Below are 17,564 nucleotides of genomic sequence, written 5' to 3' on the forward strand. Positions count from 1 at the left end.
AGGCTACAAATCTCCAAAATCAAAATCATTGAGCTCATCCAGCTTCCCCTTCTCTTCCTCACTTAAAGGCTGCTGCAAAGCAGCTCCTGATATATCCGCGCTAACCCCCCAGATATCGCCCATCATTTCAGCTACCGCTGCCTTCTCCCTAGGTTCGAACGACCCAAAGGCTCGCCGCAAAAAAACAAGCGATCGAAGGAAAGCCTCTTTCTCTAGCGATCCGATATACGCGTCAAGCTGCTGCCATAGCGTTACCCTCGAAAGCAGCGCATAGCGGTTGCGCATCGACATCCCTTCGAACCAGCCTGCCCCAAGATCGGCAGGAATCCCCGGCGACAACCGTCGCGAAACTTCCTGCGCTACACGTTCATCCGGTATTTCGTTACGCTCAAGCAAAATAGCGAAGGCGAAGCCCGACAACTTCGCATTGCGGTCATCGCGCGAGGCCAGCTCTTGAAGTTTACGAAACCACAACCCGTCATCCACCACCTCGAACTCATCTTGGGCAATGGTATTCAAAGATTGCATCGCACGAACCACACCGTGAGCGGCATCGTCGTTGCAGTTGGAAGCATCCATGAGCAGCAGCGTTCCTCTAAGGAACAACTGCTGGAGCAGCGGGAGAAGGCTGCTTGTTTCAATTCGACGGATCGATCCATAGCGGATCAAAACCGACAACTCGTAAGCCGATTCGGCTACCTGCTCAAAACTGCCCGCATCCACAGCAAGTCCTTGCAGCGTTGATTTGGCCTGCTCCATCTCCTCCGTCAAATCACAATCACAGGCGATGCGAATAATGCGCGAAGCTTCGGCAATATCGCGGCAATCCTCGAGCCGCTCCTTCAGCACGAAAGCCGCCGCCAGCTCGATCGTTTCCCCTTTCAGCGTCGACTCCACCGCTTGAATTTCGGCTTCCGGCGTCCACTGCAGCACCCAATTCTCCGCCCATGATGCGGAGGCTTGATTCACTCTTTGCTTTTTGACAAAGCTAATGCCCAGAAGCTCCAGCCGCTGTAAGAGAACAGAGCGTTTCAAATCCAGAAACGCGGCTTCTTCCGACTTCACTCTGCGGTTTTCACGCAAATCCAACTCCAGCGTTGCAGCTACCGCAGATTTATACTTCTCAAGCTTAAGTCTCTTAAGCTCCCTGTTCAGGTCGTCTTGAATCGGCGTCTGACTGACGCCTTCGGGCAATCTGCCGATCGCTGTGCCGATATCCGTTCTTGCCAAGGCTTCGGCAATCGTCGATAGCTCCCCATAACCGAGACATACTGTCGCCGCGTCCCGCAAATCTTTCCACGTTGGCTGACTTCCTTCATGCAATGCAGCCAGCGCCTCAGCAAGCCTCACCGCCTCGATAAGCGAAGCAGTTGACCTATGCGTCCCATGCTCCCTGAGATGAGCAGCTGCCTGCGAAAAATATAAGGCAGGAAGCCGCTTTAGATCCCCTTTTTGCAGACACTGCCAGAAGAGTTCGAAATAGGCTGGAGCCTGATTCCCGGCCCCGTAGCCGGAATGCGAAGAAAGCTTATAGTAGGAATAAGGCATCAGCGTTAGCTTCGTTGTCGTCGTGGGCAGGCTCTTCAATTCTTTGTCCGTCATAGCGGGGAAACGGAAATCCATAGCGGATGCATGGTGCGCGCCTGTAACGACGACGATTTTCTCAGGAGCGTGACCGGATGCTATGGTTTCTTGAATTTTCCGCCGCATGTACGCTTCCCGAATCTCATTGTAAGCCGCTTCCTGCGGTGCAAACTTCATCTCCTGCCGGGCGGTTAGTTCCCTCATTTGCAATGAAAATTGATAGATTCCTTGCCGGTAAGCGTCTTTCTCCAGATTATGCTCAAAATGCCGTTCCCAATAAGCCTCGTAGTCCGGTTCTTCCGACAGCTCGGCAAGCCGCTCATAAAGTGTCCTCTGCTCAAGGACATACGCCCGTAAATCGTCGGCGTTTGCATCTTCAGAGGAAAATGACCCGCGTTGCCTTTGCTCATACAAGGCTAACGCATGATTAGAAGGCAAATCGATAAACTCAGCCTGTGCAGCGTTCCTGCTCGCCCATTGAAAAGCCTGATATTCAGGCGAGTACGCGGCATAAGGATACAGCAAGGTTCTTACAGGCAGCCCATCCGTGTAGGCTAGAATAGCAACCGGCGGGACAACACCGGACGATGAAAGCTCTTCGATAAACGGACTCGCGTCGCTTGGTCCTTCGACGAGCACAGCCGTCGGCTTAATCTCATCCAAGAAAGCAAGGAGGTGGTAAGCGCCAGCAGGAGATAAGTGCCGTATACCGAAAACATGAAACCCCGAACTGTGAGCTAGTTGTTCATCTCCGAGCACGCGAAGTACAGATTTCTCCATGTCGATCCCCGCTTTTTCATCACATTTTCAAGATATTCCTTCCACACAAGACGATCCTTCTCTTCGTCCTTCACAATCGCTCCCTGCAGTCCGGCCGCGATATCTTCTTCACTAATCTTGCCGCTGCCGAAGCTGCCAGCAAGCGCCATGCTGCCCGTCAACAGCGAGATCGCTTCAGCCGTCGAAATGACACCGCTCGGTCCCTTCACCTTCTCTTTGCCGTCGAGCGTCGTCCCGCTGCGCAGTTCGCGGAAAATCGTCACAACCTTCCGCACCGCCTCCTCGTCCGGAAGCGTCGCTTTCAGCTCATAGCTAGCCGAAATTTCACTGACCCGCTTGCGGACAATTTCCACTTCCGTCTCGATATCTGACGGTGATGGAAGCACAATGATGTTAAAGCGCCGCTTCAACGCCGCAGACATCTCGTTCACGCCACGGTCTCGCGTGTTCGCTGTTGCGATGATGGAGAAGCCTCTGGCAGCGAATACTTCTCTCCCCAGCTCCGGAATCGAAATTGTCTTCTCCGATAGAATCGAGATCAAGGCGTCCTGCACCTCAGACGCGCAGCGGGAAATCTCTTCGAAACGGGCGATTCCGCCGGTTTCCATCGCCCGGAATATCGGGCTTTTGATAATGGCTGTATCCGAAGGTCCTTGCGCCAGCAGCATCGCATAGTTCCAAGAATATCGGATCTGTTCCTCACTAGTCCCGGCTGTTCCTTGAATCACCTTGCTGGAATCCCCAGTAATGGCTGCCGTCAAATTTTCCGAAAGCCACGACTTCGCCGTCCCCGGTTCCCCGATCAACATTAGAGCCCTGTCCGTCAAAAGTGTCGCTATCGCCATTTCTACTAGCCTTTTGTTCCCAATATACTTAGGCGTAATGGTAACTCCCCTTACTTGTCCGCCCGTCAGGAACGTTAGTACTGCTTTCGGAGAAAGCTGCCATCCGGCTGGCTTCTCGTCCTGATCCAATTTCTTTAAAGCTTCCAGCTCCTCTAGATATAACCTTTCGGAAGGCAATCTTACGACATCTTGCTTCTGATCCATCCCCATAATCCCTGTCCCTTCTCTTCCGTTTCTGAGTGATTGGCTTGTTCCGGCTTGGCAGCTATCGTTTCTGCGATATCCAGCAATTGATTTTTCATCCCCTGATAGGATAATCCTTCAGCGAATTGACGCAGTCTCTCTGCATAGGACCCCGGAAGCAGTGACAGCAGTGTAAGCTGAACGCGATCCAAGTAATAAAACTGCTTATTTCCGGCTTTCTCCAAAATATCCATGAGAAGTTTAGGCGCGTCCGAGTAATTTTGACGAAATAGAATCAGCAGGAGATGCGTCGTTTTCGTTGCGTTAAAGTTAGGCCGTTCTTCGCACTTTTTGACAAGATAATCCGTAACTTGGGGATCAGACTCCCTAGCGAAGCGGCATACCAACTCTTCCTCGTCCAGTTTGACAAACAGATGCACCCATCTAGGGTCCCATTCCTCAGAGTCAGACGAAGCTGCCTGCTCATGAAATTGGTTATGCAGCGAGGGAGTTACTTCATGCAAAACACGCAGTAATTCCTTGGCTGCAGGGAGCTTTTTATCCTTCAAATCATGGCAAAAGCGTTCATAGACATCCTCTGGAGGCAGGATTTTGATTGCAGCTCTAAAGCTATACCCAATAAATTTACGGTTGTACGTCTCATGCAGCATAACTGCAAAACGGTTTGACTCAGGCAAATCCAATTGGAGCAAAAGATGGGCAGCGGCCTCTTGAACGGCTTCTGTTTCCTGCACGATAAAGCCTGGCGTTGACAGCAACGTTTCCAGTAAATTGACAACCTCAGGCACTCGCTTGCCTTGTAAGCTTCGGATGTCTGCCATCAACAACTGTGCGGAATCCGCGATGTTCGTGCGCTGAACAATCAGCTCCAGCATTTCAGTCGCATGGCGGATGATACGGAGTGTCAAGTCGTTGGCTCTGCAATTTTGAATGGGTTCAATCGCAATATCTTGATCCTTGGAATTAAGAGCTTTGTACAGACGAGCAATCGCCTGCTCGGTTCCAAGACGCGACAATGCGAATAAAGCTGCTTTACGGATCTCTTTTTTCTTATCGTCAGCTTGCTCCAAAATGAAATCCTCTTGCTCGGGATAGTCGCTTAGAAGCTCAATCGCAGTGGAGCGGACATCCATTGATCCCTCTGCCGCCGCTTGAAGAAGAAATTCCAAGTCCTCCGAGGCCGGGAGCAATGCATGAATAAGCTCCAACCGACGGGCGTCGCCTTTGCCGCCATCCAGCTTAAACTGCTGTTTCAACGCCGGAAGCGCTGCTGCTCCCAGTGCAGGCAGTACGCTGCGATGCAAAAAATCGGGAATTTCCGCATAGCTGTCATCCAATGCAGAAACAGCCGCAGGAATGACGCGGAAGTCATGAAATAACTTTTCATCGTATCCCAAACGAAGCTGCTCCATTCTGCCCTGCCCCTTTTGTGTCAACGCTTCAATTAGCGGATGCAGCTTGCGGTAAGGAATGGAAGTTGTAAGTGCGGTCTCCGTCCCTTCTACAGGGGCGAGTTCCTCTTTCGTCTCCGTTTTCCCCTGTGTATACAGCACCGAGTTCAAGAGCGTGCCAAGCTCCAGCAGTTTACCTGCTGAACTGCTCGTTTCCGCTTCTAAAACTTGGCTGACCGCCTGCGCCATCCGAGTGAAAACCGGCGCCGATTCGCCTAGCTTTTGCAGCTGAGGAAGCAATTTTTGCAATCGTAAATCGCCTGCCGCCATCCCGCTCCCTGCAATAAACAAGCGGCGCACCTCATGCTGCAGCTCAAACATTACATCTATACTCATGGAATCGTCTCCTAATTCTTTTCATCAATACAGCAAACGAACGACTTCATTGGCAGTTACAATACTTAAAGGCTGCGCCTCGAGCCTGTTCTGCTTCCAATTGTGTTCAAACATAACCAACATAGCCTGATTTTGCAGCAACGCCTTATGCAGCATCGGCACCAAAGAGGTCGTAGGCTCACTGAGATGCGGAATGTCCGCAAGCGGAAGCTGCTTGCCTTGTTCATCTAAAAGAACATAAGACGCACTCATCTTTTTCATCTCCGCAACATGCAGCAACACAACCGGATGCTTGTCAGAAAGCGGATTTTTGATCAGGTTCTTCACCTGCTTGATGACTTCCGGGAAGGATCTGTGTGCTGTGGTGATGATTTTTTGCATATCGGACGGGTTAGCCTCGCGGAAGGTTGCTTCCTCCCAGCGCACCCTCATGTTCAGTTCGCCTGGGTATTGCGCAAGCTCCTTTGCCTGCACGACTTGAAAGATGGAATCTTCCTCACGAATGTGTTTCGCTGCTCGAAAAGGACGATATGTTCTTGTAAGGTGGATCTGTCCGCTTTGGAGATCGGACCAGTATCCCTCATCGATGAACTCCCCCCTCGCCTGATCCGAGTAGGACCGGAAAGCAAGCTGCAGCAGTTCCGCTTCCCTGCGGACTCGTCCCTGCTCTCGCAACTCTGCGATTTGCCAAGCATGCCCAATCCGCTCCTCCAAAGTCGATTCCGAATCGATTGGAAGATCTGGATTTTCCAGTCTGTTGTTCAGGTATTCCCTGCTTTTCCTGATCATTGAATGCAATGTGGTGAGCTGCTCGATCACGATGGGATATAGGGCTTCCCGATTTGCATCTGCGCGAAATTGCTGCGTCAATTCTTTCAGGGCCGCTTGGATTCCCGGAATATAGTAATTGCCCAGCTGCTTCGCTTGCTCATCCGCGGTTTGCAGCGCCTTTTTGTCCAAACTCCCCAGACCCGAAGAAACCAGCTGGAGGATGAGCTTCTCCGCAATGCCGATCCCCTCAAGCTGTGCCGCTATTTTTTTCAGCAGCGTCGACTTGTTCGTCTTGCGTTTCACGGTTGGAGCTTCTGAATCGGCAGCTTCTTTCTTCTTCTCTTCCCGCTTCTCAGCCTTTTCCCTTTTGTCCACAATATCCTGAGGAACCGGGGCTATGGCAAAAGTTTTTCCAGAGGTAAATGCATACATCAAACCGAGATTGTGCTTGCATGGAAACTGGCGGCTCGGGCATGTACAGCGGAAAACAGGGTTTCCTTCTTTCTGTAAATCGACCGAACAGCGATAAGGATCCTTGCCGCTTCCTTTACACTCCCCAAAAATGATTGTCCCGTCCTCAGACTGACAAAGCAGAGGGAAACTGTTTTTCTTCGCCAAATCCTTGCCATTCTTGATTGCGCTGCTGTTCAGCGCCAAACTATCGACATACGCTTCCGTTAAATAGTTCATCATGTACCCCTCATAACTTGGTATACAAAGTGTTTCCACACAACCCTTGAATTTCCTTTTTCATGGGTATGGCTTTTCCTCCTCGAATAGAACGGGAATATGAAAAGTGCTTTTAACGCAAAAAAAGAGCTCATTGAGCTCCTTCTCGCGGTTTTGGGCAGGGGTAGCAGGGCAGTGGGGAGACAGCTGGGGCCCCAGCTTGCAAAATAAGGGAACCTGAGGCCGCTATTTCTCCATACTCAGCCAGTTTCCAAATTAGACGGAACTACAGGGCCTTATTTGCCCTTCAAGTCTCGTTTCCCGATCCAAACCGGACAAATAGAGGACCACAGTTCCCTCTAACTTGCAAAATGAGCTCTTTTCGCCAAAATAGCGCCCTGTAGTTCCCTTCGAGGCCCCCCTGATCCCTCGGGAGTTCCTCAGTAGTTCCTCAGTAGCTCCTCTGCAGTTCTCTTGGAGTTCCCCTGATCCCTCTGCAGCTCCCGTTGAGTTCCCCTGGTTCCTCTGTAGCTCCTCTCACGTTCCACTCGAGCTCCCCTCGAGCTCCCCCAGCCCCGCCTTAGCCCAAATTATGCCCCAAGCTTGCACAGCCCTGGCCTCATTAAAGCCCAAAAAACTCCCTCGCCGTCCTCGTCGTAGCTTCCGCAACCTCCTCCGCCGGTTTACCCAAACAATGCGCAACGGTTGCTGCGATATGAGGAAGAAACGCCGGCTCATTCCGGCCATCCTGCGGCTTAACGGGTAAATCCCGAGGCGTCAGAAAAGGGGCGTCGGTTTCCAACATCAGACGATCCAAAGGTATTCGCTTCACCAGCTCGCGCAAATGCTTGCCTCTACGCTCATCGCAGATCCAGCCGGTGATGCCGATATGCAGCCCTAGCTGCAGATAGACGTCAAGCTCCCGCATTGACCCCGTAAAACAATGGACAACAGCCTTACTTTTCCCCGCGACCAGGTAAGGTTTCAGAATACGCACGAAATCAGCATGCGCTTCCCGCTCGTGCAGAAAAAGTGGCATGTCCAGCTCGCAGGCAAGCTGAATCTGTTCTTCGAACCATTTGCGCTGCACATCACGCGGTGAAAAATCCCGGTTGTAATCCAATCCGCACTCCCCAATGGCCACAACCTGAGGCATCTTGGCTAATCGCCTCAATGTATCCAGCGTTCGCGCTGTACAATTCCGCGTGTCGTGCGGATGGACACCGGCTGTCGTAAACAGCTGCCCTGGGAATTTCGCCGCATACCGCGCAGCCGAATCGCTGTTCCTCTCGCTTGTGCCCGTCAAAACTAGAGGCGATACGCCTGCCTGAACCGCTCTTGCAACGACCTCGCCCCGATCCTGCTCAAAAGATCGATGCATCAAATTAACACCAATATCTATCATCTGCTTATTCATTCCGACCGCTCCCCTCTCCCCGTTCATATACGCTGCAAAACTCAGCAGGAACGGCATCTGCAAGCCAAACTTCATTTCCTGCATAATAGAACTCAATCCCCGCGCGCAAAGCCTTCACCGTATCAATACTTAAAATGACAAGCTCCCCTCTGCGTTTACCGGCAAGTGCAGCAAAATCAAGCCCTTCGGACAAATGCACGTACTGACGGTGCATGGGGCGCAATCCTTGTTTCAAAATCTTAGGAGCAGCCTCCACATTCGTGCCATGATACAGCACCATAGGCGGAACCCCGGTTGGATAGCTGACTTTATCATGGCTATGCCCGTACCTCGCCTTAATGCGATCGCCTACGATTTCAAAGCGCTGCTTTTCACAGCGCTCAACTACTTCCTCAATATCATTCAAGCTAAGCTCGGACCACTCCGGCTGAGCACGAAGAACATCCAATAAATCTGCAACCGCGCAAGAACCATCATCAGAATCAAGGTGAAGCCCGAATTTTTCCGGCGAATGCCGTAATATTTTACTCATGAACTTACTTAATCTTGTTTGTACGTTATTTGATAACATTCGTATCACATCCTTCCATCAATCCTCATCTCAATTCACCAAAAACCCAACCCGAACCTCCGAGTCCTCCTTCAGCCACGACATCGTCTGCCCCTTATGAAGATCCGATTTCATCGACTTCACCAGCTTCTCTATGTCCACACTCTGCTCATAATGCCACTGAAGCGCAGCCGCTGCGAACAACTCATTTAACTGGGCAAAAGTAAATCCCTCCGTTTGCTTCGCCGTTATCCGCATCATTTCATCGGTCACAAGCTTCCCCATACCCTTTTGCTCCAAATAGGTCTGCCTAAGCGTGACGTCTGGAAGCTGGATTTCATAAGCGCGGTCGAAGCGCCCTGCCCGGTTCATCAACGCGGGATCAATTTGCTCCGGGTAATTGGTTGTTCCAATGAGGAAAATACCTTCTTTCGAAGTCGCGCCGTCCAAAATATTCAAAAAGTAAGACCTTGACCGCTGAGGCATCGCGTCAATATCCTCAATCACCAGAATCATTGGCGCCAAATTCGCCGCCGCTTGAAAAACCTCCTGAATGGAGTCGCTGCATGTATTCTCCGTGATTTGCCAGTAAGCAACCGGTGCTTTCACGCTGCCGGCGATGGATTTGACAAGCGTTGTTTTTCCGTTGCCCGGCTTCCCGTAGAGCAGGATGCCTCTTTTGTAAGGAAGCCCATATTCCTTAAAAAAGGTACGGTCCTCATCGAAAAACTGATCGATGGACCTATAAATATCCCGCTTCACTTCATCCTTCATAATGACCTCTACACGGTCGACCATGCGAGTAATGGGAGCCAGCTCTTTTTCCATGCCATTAGGTCCGTCTGTAAAAATGGTCACTTGCCGCCGGTCCAAAGCTCTGCGACGCTGCCGCGCTTGCTCTAGAAAACGCCGAAGGCTGGCGTCATCCACGGCAAAAACAAAGTCCTCCGCGCCAATGCCATGCATTCGAAAGACAGGCACCCGGGCTAGCGCGATTCCCCAGTCCGGATAGGCGAAGACGTTATTGCGCAGGGTAGGAAAAGTACGGTAGGCCGAGATTTCGCTCTCTCCCTCCAGTCCGAATGCCCGAGATTCCATATAATCGAAAATCTTTGCAACATGCCGTACGTGACGGCTCCCTGTTTTAACATCTTGTTCCAGCAACTCCCAATATTCTTCTTTCCCATCGTCACTCACATAGGGTTCAAACTGCTTTCCGAATTGTTCTCCCAGCACGCTTTGGATACGTTCAAGTACATAGGCATAATCCCCATATGCGGTGAGCGAGCCGCTGCCAGACCTATTCGGAACGGTCACTGCGGCCGCAAAATCTTCTCCTGTTTTCACCATGTATTCTATCTTCATTTGGCACCTTTTACTGTCGCCATGGGCTTGCACTTCGCAACAACCTGAGCCAGATCCGCTCCGACGACACTCTCTATAATTTGATCGACATCTTTGTATGCTTGCGGAGACTCATCGAGGATCGACTCCAATGACTTTTGATTGACGACGATTTCCTCCGAGGTCCCTACGCGCATGGATGCGGCAAATTCACTCAGCGTAATCAGCCTTTTCGTTGCGCTGCGCGAACGGATGCGGCCCGCTCCATGGCAGATGGAGTGAAAGTTGGCTTGGCCGCCCGGCGCTCCGACCATGATATAGGAGGCCGTTCCCATCGAACCCGGAATGAGTGCCGGATGACCGGTGTTCACATAGGGCAGAGGATTATCCGGGTGCCCTGCGGGAAGCGAACGCGTCGCCCCTTTGCGATGGACAAAATAGGATTCCCCCTCATGCTCCTCCTCCCAGGCATAGTTATGCATAAGATCATACAAGGTCGTCATTTCAAACTTCGACCCGAACACATCCTTGCCCGCCTCGCGAACGGCGTATGCGATGAGGTGTCTATTCACAACGGCATAATTAAGCGCCGAGTACATCAAATTGACATAGGACTGCGCAGCTTCATGCTCCAGCGGAGCAAAAACAAGCTTAGGATCGGCGGTTCCTAACCCAAGCATTCGCATGACTTTCGACATCTCGCTGCTGCACACTTGGCTGACGGAGCCGCCCCACGCGCGTGATCCGGAATGGATCATGACGATGACTTGACCGTCGAACAGCCCCCAAGCTTCGGCGACCTCGCGGTTCTCTTCAGCGATCTCAACTGCCTGAATCTCGGCAAAATGGTTCCCATTCCCCAGCGTGCCGAGCTGACGATGTGACCGGTGCCACACTGCATTCGGGAAGCGGTTCAACACATTTTCATCCACTGTAAATTTGCTGCACTCTACATGTGTAAGGGACGTCGCCTTCCTGGGCGTATACCCGTCCGGTATATATTTTTTCGGCAGACCGTGCAGACCTTTGGTCACGATGTGCTCCAAGCGAACATCTGAGAAGTGACCGCGTGCGTGATCCTCGACAGGCAAATATTTTTCTATCGTTTTGACCAGTTTGCGGCGCAGCTTCACATCCTTCAGCTCATCCTTGTGCACATTTGTCATATGCACCCTCATGCCGCAGCCAATATCGCTGCCGACGATCGACGGCGACACATACCCATCATGGGTATGCCACGCAGCCGTTGTGCCAATGCAAGTGCCGACACCTACGTGTACGTCCGGCGTATAACTCATATATCTTTGATTCGGAATCTGCAAATTGTTGTTAGCCATCTGAAACACTTGATAATCTAACGCTTTAAACAGCTCAGGAGCTGCATAGACATGGACAACCCCCGAAGGGAGCTGAACCTGCTGTACATAATTTTCTTTCATTCGTGTTTATCCTCTCTATGAACCCCAAACCTCCTTCAGCGCCTCTCGGAACAGAGCATCCAATACTTGATCCTGCTGCTCGCCATAGGCCGCAATCTGTTTGGCGGTTTCTTCAAAATAAGCGATTTGCCGTTCTAAATAGTCGTTGATCACCGTTATTTTCGGCTCTAAATGGAATTCGACACCGGCCTTTTTCCGTGTCAACAATGTGTCTATTTCTTGCTTTAATTTCGAGTTGGGGAGCACTTGCTCCACCAGCTTTTCGAATTCCATAGGCGGCATGCTGCCGTGCCTTTCAATCCACTCGCAGGCGAGTATCGGGCGCAGCACATAGAAATATTTTTTGATTTTGACGACATCGCCTTGCAAATATTCCCGAAAATTCCCTTTTGCCATATGCAGGTAGTGATACATGCTTGATCGCGGGGAAAATGTGAACGGTGAGAGCTGACGGATTTTCTCCGTTACGCTGTACCTCTCCATATACGGGATCGGCGATTGCAGCCATTCGAGCAAAGGCGGATTCGATTTGCGAAACAAGTTCAACGCCTTCTTCAAATCCCAACCGTTGATATCGAGAAGATCGCTGATCGGACGTTCAATAACATCCCGTTTTTCAAAAATGGACAAGTACCAGTCCACCGGCCTTACATAGATGAACCTTACATCATAATCACTGTCCTTAGACGGGAATCCCCACGCCCTGCTGCCTGACTCACAGGCATACAGGATCCGGACGCCCTCCTCTTGTTCGATTTGCTGAAGCTGCGAATGTATATGCTTTAAATCCAAAGTCATCAGACTCACCCTCTCTTCCAAATATGGACGCAAAAAAACCGTAGACCTACATCGTCTACGGCTTTTCATGTCAAATTTAAACGAAGCCACTCCACCGAGGACCTACGTATTCGTCACAAACCCGGTCGAGACCGATGGCATGCTGCATTTTTCAATTGTCAGGATAGAAATTTGATTGCGAATCATATCGTCGGCCTCCTTTCCATTCATTTACAAACATCATACGAGTCAAACCCACATCACGTCAATCATCCTGCGGCGGAAAGATTCGTTATACTCAACCTATACCCCTTTGATCCCAACCATAGGCTTGCAAGTCGCCACCACATCTGCAAGCGAAGCGCCGACCACGCTGTCAATAATGAGATCCACATCCTTATAAGCTTGAGGACACTCATCCAAAATCGTTTGCAGCGAGCGATGGTTCACCAAAATCTCTTCCTCGGTGCCTACTTTGAGCGATTGCGCGAACTCATCGACGGTGACCAGCTCTTTGGTCGCTTTACGTGATCTGGCTCTCCCGGCGCCATGGCAAATGGAGTAGAAGTTCTTAACCCCTTCCTCTCTCCCCACCATGATGAAGGACGATGTTCCCATCGAACCCGGGATCAGGGCCGGATGGCCGGTAGTTTTGTAAGCGGGCGTATTGAGGAAATGGCCTGGCGGCAGCGCCCTTGTCGCCCCTTTGCGATGAACAAGCATCGGTTGATTGCGATGAAATTCCTTTAGCGCGTAGTTGTGCATAAGATCGTAGAGTACCGGCAGATCTTCCTTCTCGCCAAAAACTTCCTTGAACGCTTCACGCACACCGAAGGCAATCATATGCCGATTGCTGACCGCAAAGTTTAGCGCCGAATACATCAAATTAAGATAGGTTTTCCCTTCAGTACTCGAAATTGGGGCATACAAAAGATTCCTGTCGGGATTTTCAATCCCCCAGCTTTGCATCGCTTCTCTGAAAACTTTGGTAAACTCTTGGCCTAATCTTGCTCCCCAAGCGCGTGATCCGGAGTGTATCATAACGACGACCTGACCGTCGAACAATCCCCATTCCGCCGCCAATTGCTGATGTTTTTCCGCTACTTCCAAGTATTGAATTTCGATAAAATGGTTCCCACCGCCAAGCGTTCCCAACTGGCCATGCGCATATTTGCCGATTTTCTCCGGCAAGTTCTCCAGGTAGGCATGATCGAACTGGAACGTAGATTCTTCAACATGCGTCAACCACTGTTCGCTAGGGATATACGATTGTGGAAGTCCTTTCAGCCCGTGTTTCACGACTTCCATAATGTCGATATCGGCATAATTGGTATTGGTGCGCTCATTGGTCGGCACATATTTCTCGATGGCTTTAATTAATGACCGGCGCACGCCTTTGTCTTGTATATCTTTTTTGTGCAGAGACGTAGTATGAACGCGCATGCCGCAGCCGATATCCACGCCCACAATGGAAGGCGAAACGAAGCCGTCTTTCAAGCTCCAGACAGCCGTTGTGCCGATGCAGGTGCCAATGCCCACGTGAGCATCCGGCGTATAGCTCATATGCATATTGCGGGGAATCCGCAGATTGTTGTCCGCCATTTCATAGACCCGGCTTTCAAAAGACTGGAATACCTCGGGGTTAGCAAAAACGTGAAGGCGGCCATGAGCCAGCTCCATTTCGTAATGATTGTTGCCGTGTGTCGTCATTTTCATATCCATATCGGTTCTCCTCCGTTAGTTCTTCTTGTTTGTTCTTCTACACCTATCTTCGCTCATTTAGGATGAGGCGAACATGGCGAAAGTATGACGACAGGCCAAAAGTTTTCCATTTTCTCCTAAACGTTCCCCTGCTACAATAAGATAAGGTTAGAGGAAGAGCGAGGGGATTATGTGGCTAGGGAAAGCTTTGATAAAGAAATCCAGTTTCTACGGATGTTCGTTCTGACCAGCGGAGCGTACAACCGGCAGCAATTTGCGGACAGGCTGGGAATTTCGATTCATACCTTTGATAAAACGATACGCAGGTTAAAAGAAATCGTCGCTGCGATGCATCAACAAGTGCCGGATGCGCAAAAGAAGGAATTCGCCGATATGCTGCGCTATAGCTATTTCGATTCAACAGACCCCCTACTGCTGTTCTTATTTCGGGCCAAATCGTTGAAAGAATCGGAAAGCCTGCGTATGTCCACCCTGCTTGCCGCATTGAATGAGCAGCCTTTGACCGCGACTCAGCTGATTGAGGTATGCAGTAAAGAGCTCCCTGCGGATGCTTCCCTCCCTGATGAAAAAACGATCCGAAACGATTTGAAATATTTGGAGGAAGTCGGGGTCATTACGAAAGCATCCGAAGCGCGCCCTTACCGGTACCGCATCCATAATGCATTCATCCACGAGCTTACACAGGATGAACTTCTTGATCTCTATGATTTCGTTGATGTAATGGCCAATACGCAGGTCCCATCGGTGCAAGGTTATTTGCTGCGTGACGGGCTGAAAAAGCATATGAACCGCACTGCGGGCACATCAGCCGAACCGTCAGGGACAGAGCCTTTTCTATATAAATATCAATACTACTCACGGATTTTGGACGAGGCCCATTTGTCCGCATTATTATCCGCGATCACGCAGCGCCGCAAGGTCCAGTTCCTTTATTTTTCCCCAAAAAATAACCAAGCTTATGCTTCAAAAAATACGAATCCGTTATTCGAACGGGAAATGGAAGGCAAGCTGCAGATAACGGTACCGCTGCAAATCGTGTACGATCACCAATATGGGCGGTGGTATTTGCTCGCGCATGATTCGCGGCACGGCATCCGGAAATTCCGCCTGGAAGGGATGACGCAGATTGAGCACGGCGAGCCTGTGGACGCGTCTTTTTTCGAGGAAAAAAAGAAGGAAATGGATGAGCGAATCCGGCTGAGTTGGGTCATTGATACGGGGCGTGCCATTACGGTGAAAGTACGGTTTTATAATCCGGGCCGTTCCGGACCTAATTTCATCAAAGACCGCGTCCGTCTTCAGGGACAGTGGGGAGAAATTACGGAAGAATATGATGATTCATTCGTCTATGAAATCACGGTAAACGGCACATTGGAAATAAAGCCTTGGATTCGAAGCTTCGGGTCTAGCTGTGAAGTGCTCGAACCTATTGAGTTCCGGCAAGAGATGATTGCGGAGTGGAAGGAGCTTGCGGGGTACTATGAACCTTTTTGAGAAAATTTTTAACTATGACATGATGACGCGTTTGGAGAATTCCGGTACCCTTATGATTACTTCTCTGGAGAAATCCTGGTTAAAAACGATGCTCAGCCATTCGGCTGCCCCGCATGCCTTCACACCGGCTGCTTTGGAAAAGCTTCAAAGGGTATTGGATACAGAGCCTGATTTGGATTTATCCGAAGCGTTTACGGAGAAAGCCAGAAGCAATGTGATACATGTGTATCATCCGCTGCTGCGTACCCTGCGCCGGATCATTACACGGCATGGAGCCATCAGGCTCACTTACCGGGTAAAGGATGAGCGTACTTTTATCAATGAAATGGCTTTTCCGTATAAACTCGAATATTCGCAAGTCAAGAAAGACTGGTATTTGCTCTGGTTTCATCTCAGGCATCGGGCGATGATGAGCACGAAGCTCGACAGCATTGAAACCATTCACGATCTTCCCTTCTCCGCCGAGCGGGCTGCCCAAGTCCGGTTACAAATTGAAAAACTGCTGCAAAAACGCCAAATCCATGCCACCATCGCCGTCCTCAAGGAATACAATCGAGAATTGTCGCGGATTTTGTATGCCTTCTCTTGCTTTGAGAAGCAGGTCGACTACGACGACACGGAGGGGACCTATACGATCCGGCTAACCTATCTCAACAATGAAGCCGAGTATGTACTTAGCAAGCTCCGCTTCTTGGGCAAGCGAGTGCGCGTCACACAGGGCGAGCATTTGCAAAAAAGGATGCTGGAGTCGGCTCAAAGAGCTTTGGCTAGATATGAGGCAGGCGGTTAAGAGCATGTAGAGCGCGGGATGACATTACCCATAGTGTCAACCCCAAAAAAGGCCGTCCCAAAAGTCATCATAGATGACAGAGGGGCAGCCTTTTTGTGGTTGGTTTGAGGGAGGGGAACTACAGGGCGCTATCTGAGTTAAACGGGTTGTTTTTAGGCTGCAGACGGAACTACATGGTCTTAATGGCTCTGAAAAACTGCCATTTTGTCCACTTTACATAAAATAAGGGATCGTAGTTCTCTCAACTCTGCAGAAATATTGATTTTTTGGAAAATAGCGGACCATAGTTCCCGCATCCCCGCATCAAGCCTTATTCATTATCGCCTCTATGCGCTCTAGAACTTCAGCAGATAATACAATATCCGAAGCTTTGGCATTGTCTTCAACCTGTTCCGGACGGCTTGCACCTACTAAAGCACTGGCAACATTAGGCTGACGCAAAATCCACGCAAGCGCTAAGTTTCCGATCGAAATGTTCAGATCTGCTGCTAAGGCTTCAAGCTGGTTCACTTTTGCTATATTTTCCTCCGTGAGACCTTTTCGGAAGTTTTCCAGCTTCGCCGCTCTGCTATCTTGAGGAATATCAGAAACAGACTTATATTTGCCAGTCAGCAAACCCTGCGCTAAAGGTGAGAACACAACCTGACCAATCCCCTGCTGCTCACCTAGCGGAATCACTTCTTTTTCGATATACCGATTAAAAAGGTTATAAATAGGCTGGTTGACGATGATTCTATCGAGCAAATATTTATCGGCCACAGCTAATGCTTGCGCCATTTGGGCTGCTGTCCATTCACTCACGCCGACATAGAGAACTTTGCCTTGTGTAACCAGATCATCCAGTGCCCGCAACGTCTCTTCTATTGGTGTCTCCTTATCATAACGGTGGCAGTAATACACATCCACATAGTCCGTATCAAGCCGCTTTAAACTCGCATGCAGCTGTTCAATGATGTGCTTTCGAGAGAGGCCTCTATCATTAGGTCCGTCACCCATAGCACCAAATACCTTGGTAGCAAGCACATAGGAATGACGAGGATACGCTTTCAAAACCTCGCCTACGACCTTCTCCGCTTCTCCTCGCTCATAAACATTTGCCGTATCAAAAAAGTTAATCCCCAGTTCATACGCTTTATGAATGGAATTGACAGCATTCTCACGTTCAACGTAGCCGCCGTATGTCAACCAGCTTCCCAAGCTAATCTCACTGACCTTTAATCCCGAAAGCCCTAATTTACGATATTTCATCTCATTCCATCCTCCTAATATTTTCAATTTCAGGCTCTACTATTATATCAATAGTTAGATAAAAGATATAAGTAGTGAAAAGTTTCTCACATAATATCCAAAAATAAAGCTAGTTACGTTTTGGTAACTATTGAAAAACATTA

General features: G+C 50.0%; 13 protein-coding genes. 2 read left to right on the forward strand and 11 right to left on the reverse strand.

Features of this window, described 5'->3' with window-relative positions; genetic code table 11:
* Positions 1 to 3 precede the first annotated feature (3 nt).
* The 10 genes from GC097_RS15680 to GC097_RS15725 form a co-directional block, all read right to left on the reverse strand.
* On the reverse strand, positions 4 to 2,364 hold the full coding sequence (locus tag GC097_RS15680) for a DUF5682 family protein (RefSeq protein WP_171684235.1): 2,361 nt from the start codon (positions 2,362 to 2,364) through the stop codon (positions 4 to 6).
* Entirely contained in the window at positions 2,322 to 3,413 is a 1,092-nt protein-coding gene (locus tag GC097_RS15685) for an ATP-binding protein (protein ID WP_171684316.1), read from the reverse strand. Before GC097_RS15685 ends, GC097_RS15680 begins: the two co-directional genes overlap by 43 nt.
* A complete protein-coding gene (locus tag GC097_RS15690) occupies positions 3,389 to 5,200 on the reverse strand; it encodes a HEAT repeat domain-containing protein (protein ID WP_171684236.1) in 1,812 nt (603 codons plus the stop codon). The genes GC097_RS15685 and GC097_RS15690 overlap by 25 nt, the downstream gene beginning before the upstream one ends.
* A 24-nt stretch (positions 5,201 to 5,224) precedes the next feature.
* The gene (locus GC097_RS15695; RefSeq protein WP_171684237.1) at positions 5,225 to 6,661 is read right to left on the reverse strand and encodes an SWIM zinc finger family protein; all 1,437 of its coding nucleotides are present in this window, start codon (positions 6,659 to 6,661) and stop codon (positions 5,225 to 5,227) included.
* A 601-nt stretch (positions 6,662 to 7,262) separates the two neighbouring features.
* The gene (locus tag GC097_RS15700) at positions 7,263 to 8,057 is read right to left on the reverse strand and encodes a TatD family hydrolase (protein WP_171684238.1); all 795 of its coding nucleotides are present in this window, start codon (positions 8,055 to 8,057) and stop codon (positions 7,263 to 7,265) included.
* Positions 8,050 to 8,628: an RNA 2'-phosphotransferase gene (locus tag GC097_RS15705; RefSeq protein WP_171684239.1), complete on the reverse strand. Its 579-nt coding sequence runs from the start codon at positions 8,626 to 8,628 to the stop codon at positions 8,050 to 8,052. Before GC097_RS15705 ends, GC097_RS15700 begins: the two co-directional genes overlap by 8 nt.
* A 30-nt stretch (positions 8,629 to 8,658) precedes the next feature.
* On the reverse strand, positions 8,659 to 9,972 hold the full coding sequence (locus tag GC097_RS15710; protein ID WP_246294268.1) for an ATP-binding protein: 1,314 nt from the start codon (positions 9,970 to 9,972) through the stop codon (positions 8,659 to 8,661).
* Positions 9,969 to 11,390 carry an RtcB family protein gene (locus GC097_RS15715; protein WP_171684240.1) on the reverse strand — a complete coding sequence of 474 codons (1,422 nt, stop codon included), beginning with the start codon at positions 11,388 to 11,390 and terminating at the stop codon, positions 9,969 to 9,971. The genes GC097_RS15710 and GC097_RS15715 overlap by 4 nt, the downstream gene beginning before the upstream one ends.
* Before the next feature lie 15 nt (positions 11,391 to 11,405).
* Positions 11,406 to 12,188 (reverse strand): nucleotidyltransferase domain-containing protein, encoded by a 783-nt coding sequence (locus tag GC097_RS15720; RefSeq protein ID WP_171684241.1) that lies wholly within the window; start codon positions 12,186 to 12,188, stop codon positions 11,406 to 11,408.
* Between the two features lie 282 nt (positions 12,189 to 12,470).
* Positions 12,471 to 13,883: an RtcB family protein gene (locus GC097_RS15725; protein ID WP_171684318.1), complete on the reverse strand. Its 1,413-nt coding sequence runs from the start codon at positions 13,881 to 13,883 to the stop codon at positions 12,471 to 12,473.
* A gap of 177 nt (positions 13,884 to 14,060) precedes the next feature.
* Here GC097_RS15725 and GC097_RS15730 point away from each other — a divergent pair, with 177 nt between their 5' ends.
* On the forward strand, positions 14,061 to 15,383 hold the full coding sequence (locus GC097_RS15730; RefSeq protein WP_171684242.1) for a WCX domain-containing protein: 1,323 nt from the start codon (positions 14,061 to 14,063) through the stop codon (positions 15,381 to 15,383).
* Complete coding sequence (locus tag GC097_RS15735; RefSeq protein ID WP_171684243.1) at positions 15,370 to 16,173, forward strand: WYL domain-containing protein; 804 nt, start codon at positions 15,370 to 15,372, stop codon at positions 16,171 to 16,173. The genes GC097_RS15730 and GC097_RS15735 overlap by 14 nt, the downstream gene beginning before the upstream one ends.
* Before the next feature lie 303 nt (positions 16,174 to 16,476).
* Here GC097_RS15735 and GC097_RS15740 read toward each other — a convergent pair whose 3' ends face one another.
* Positions 16,477 to 17,421 (reverse strand): aldo/keto reductase family protein, encoded by a 945-nt coding sequence (locus tag GC097_RS15740; RefSeq protein WP_171684244.1) that lies wholly within the window; start codon positions 17,419 to 17,421, stop codon positions 16,477 to 16,479.
* Positions 17,422 to 17,564 lie beyond the last annotated feature (143 nt).

The organism is Paenibacillus planticolens, assembly GCF_013141725.1.
GTDB classification, from domain to species: Bacteria; Bacillota; Bacilli; order Paenibacillales; family NBRC-103111; genus Paenibacillus_E; species Paenibacillus_E planticolens.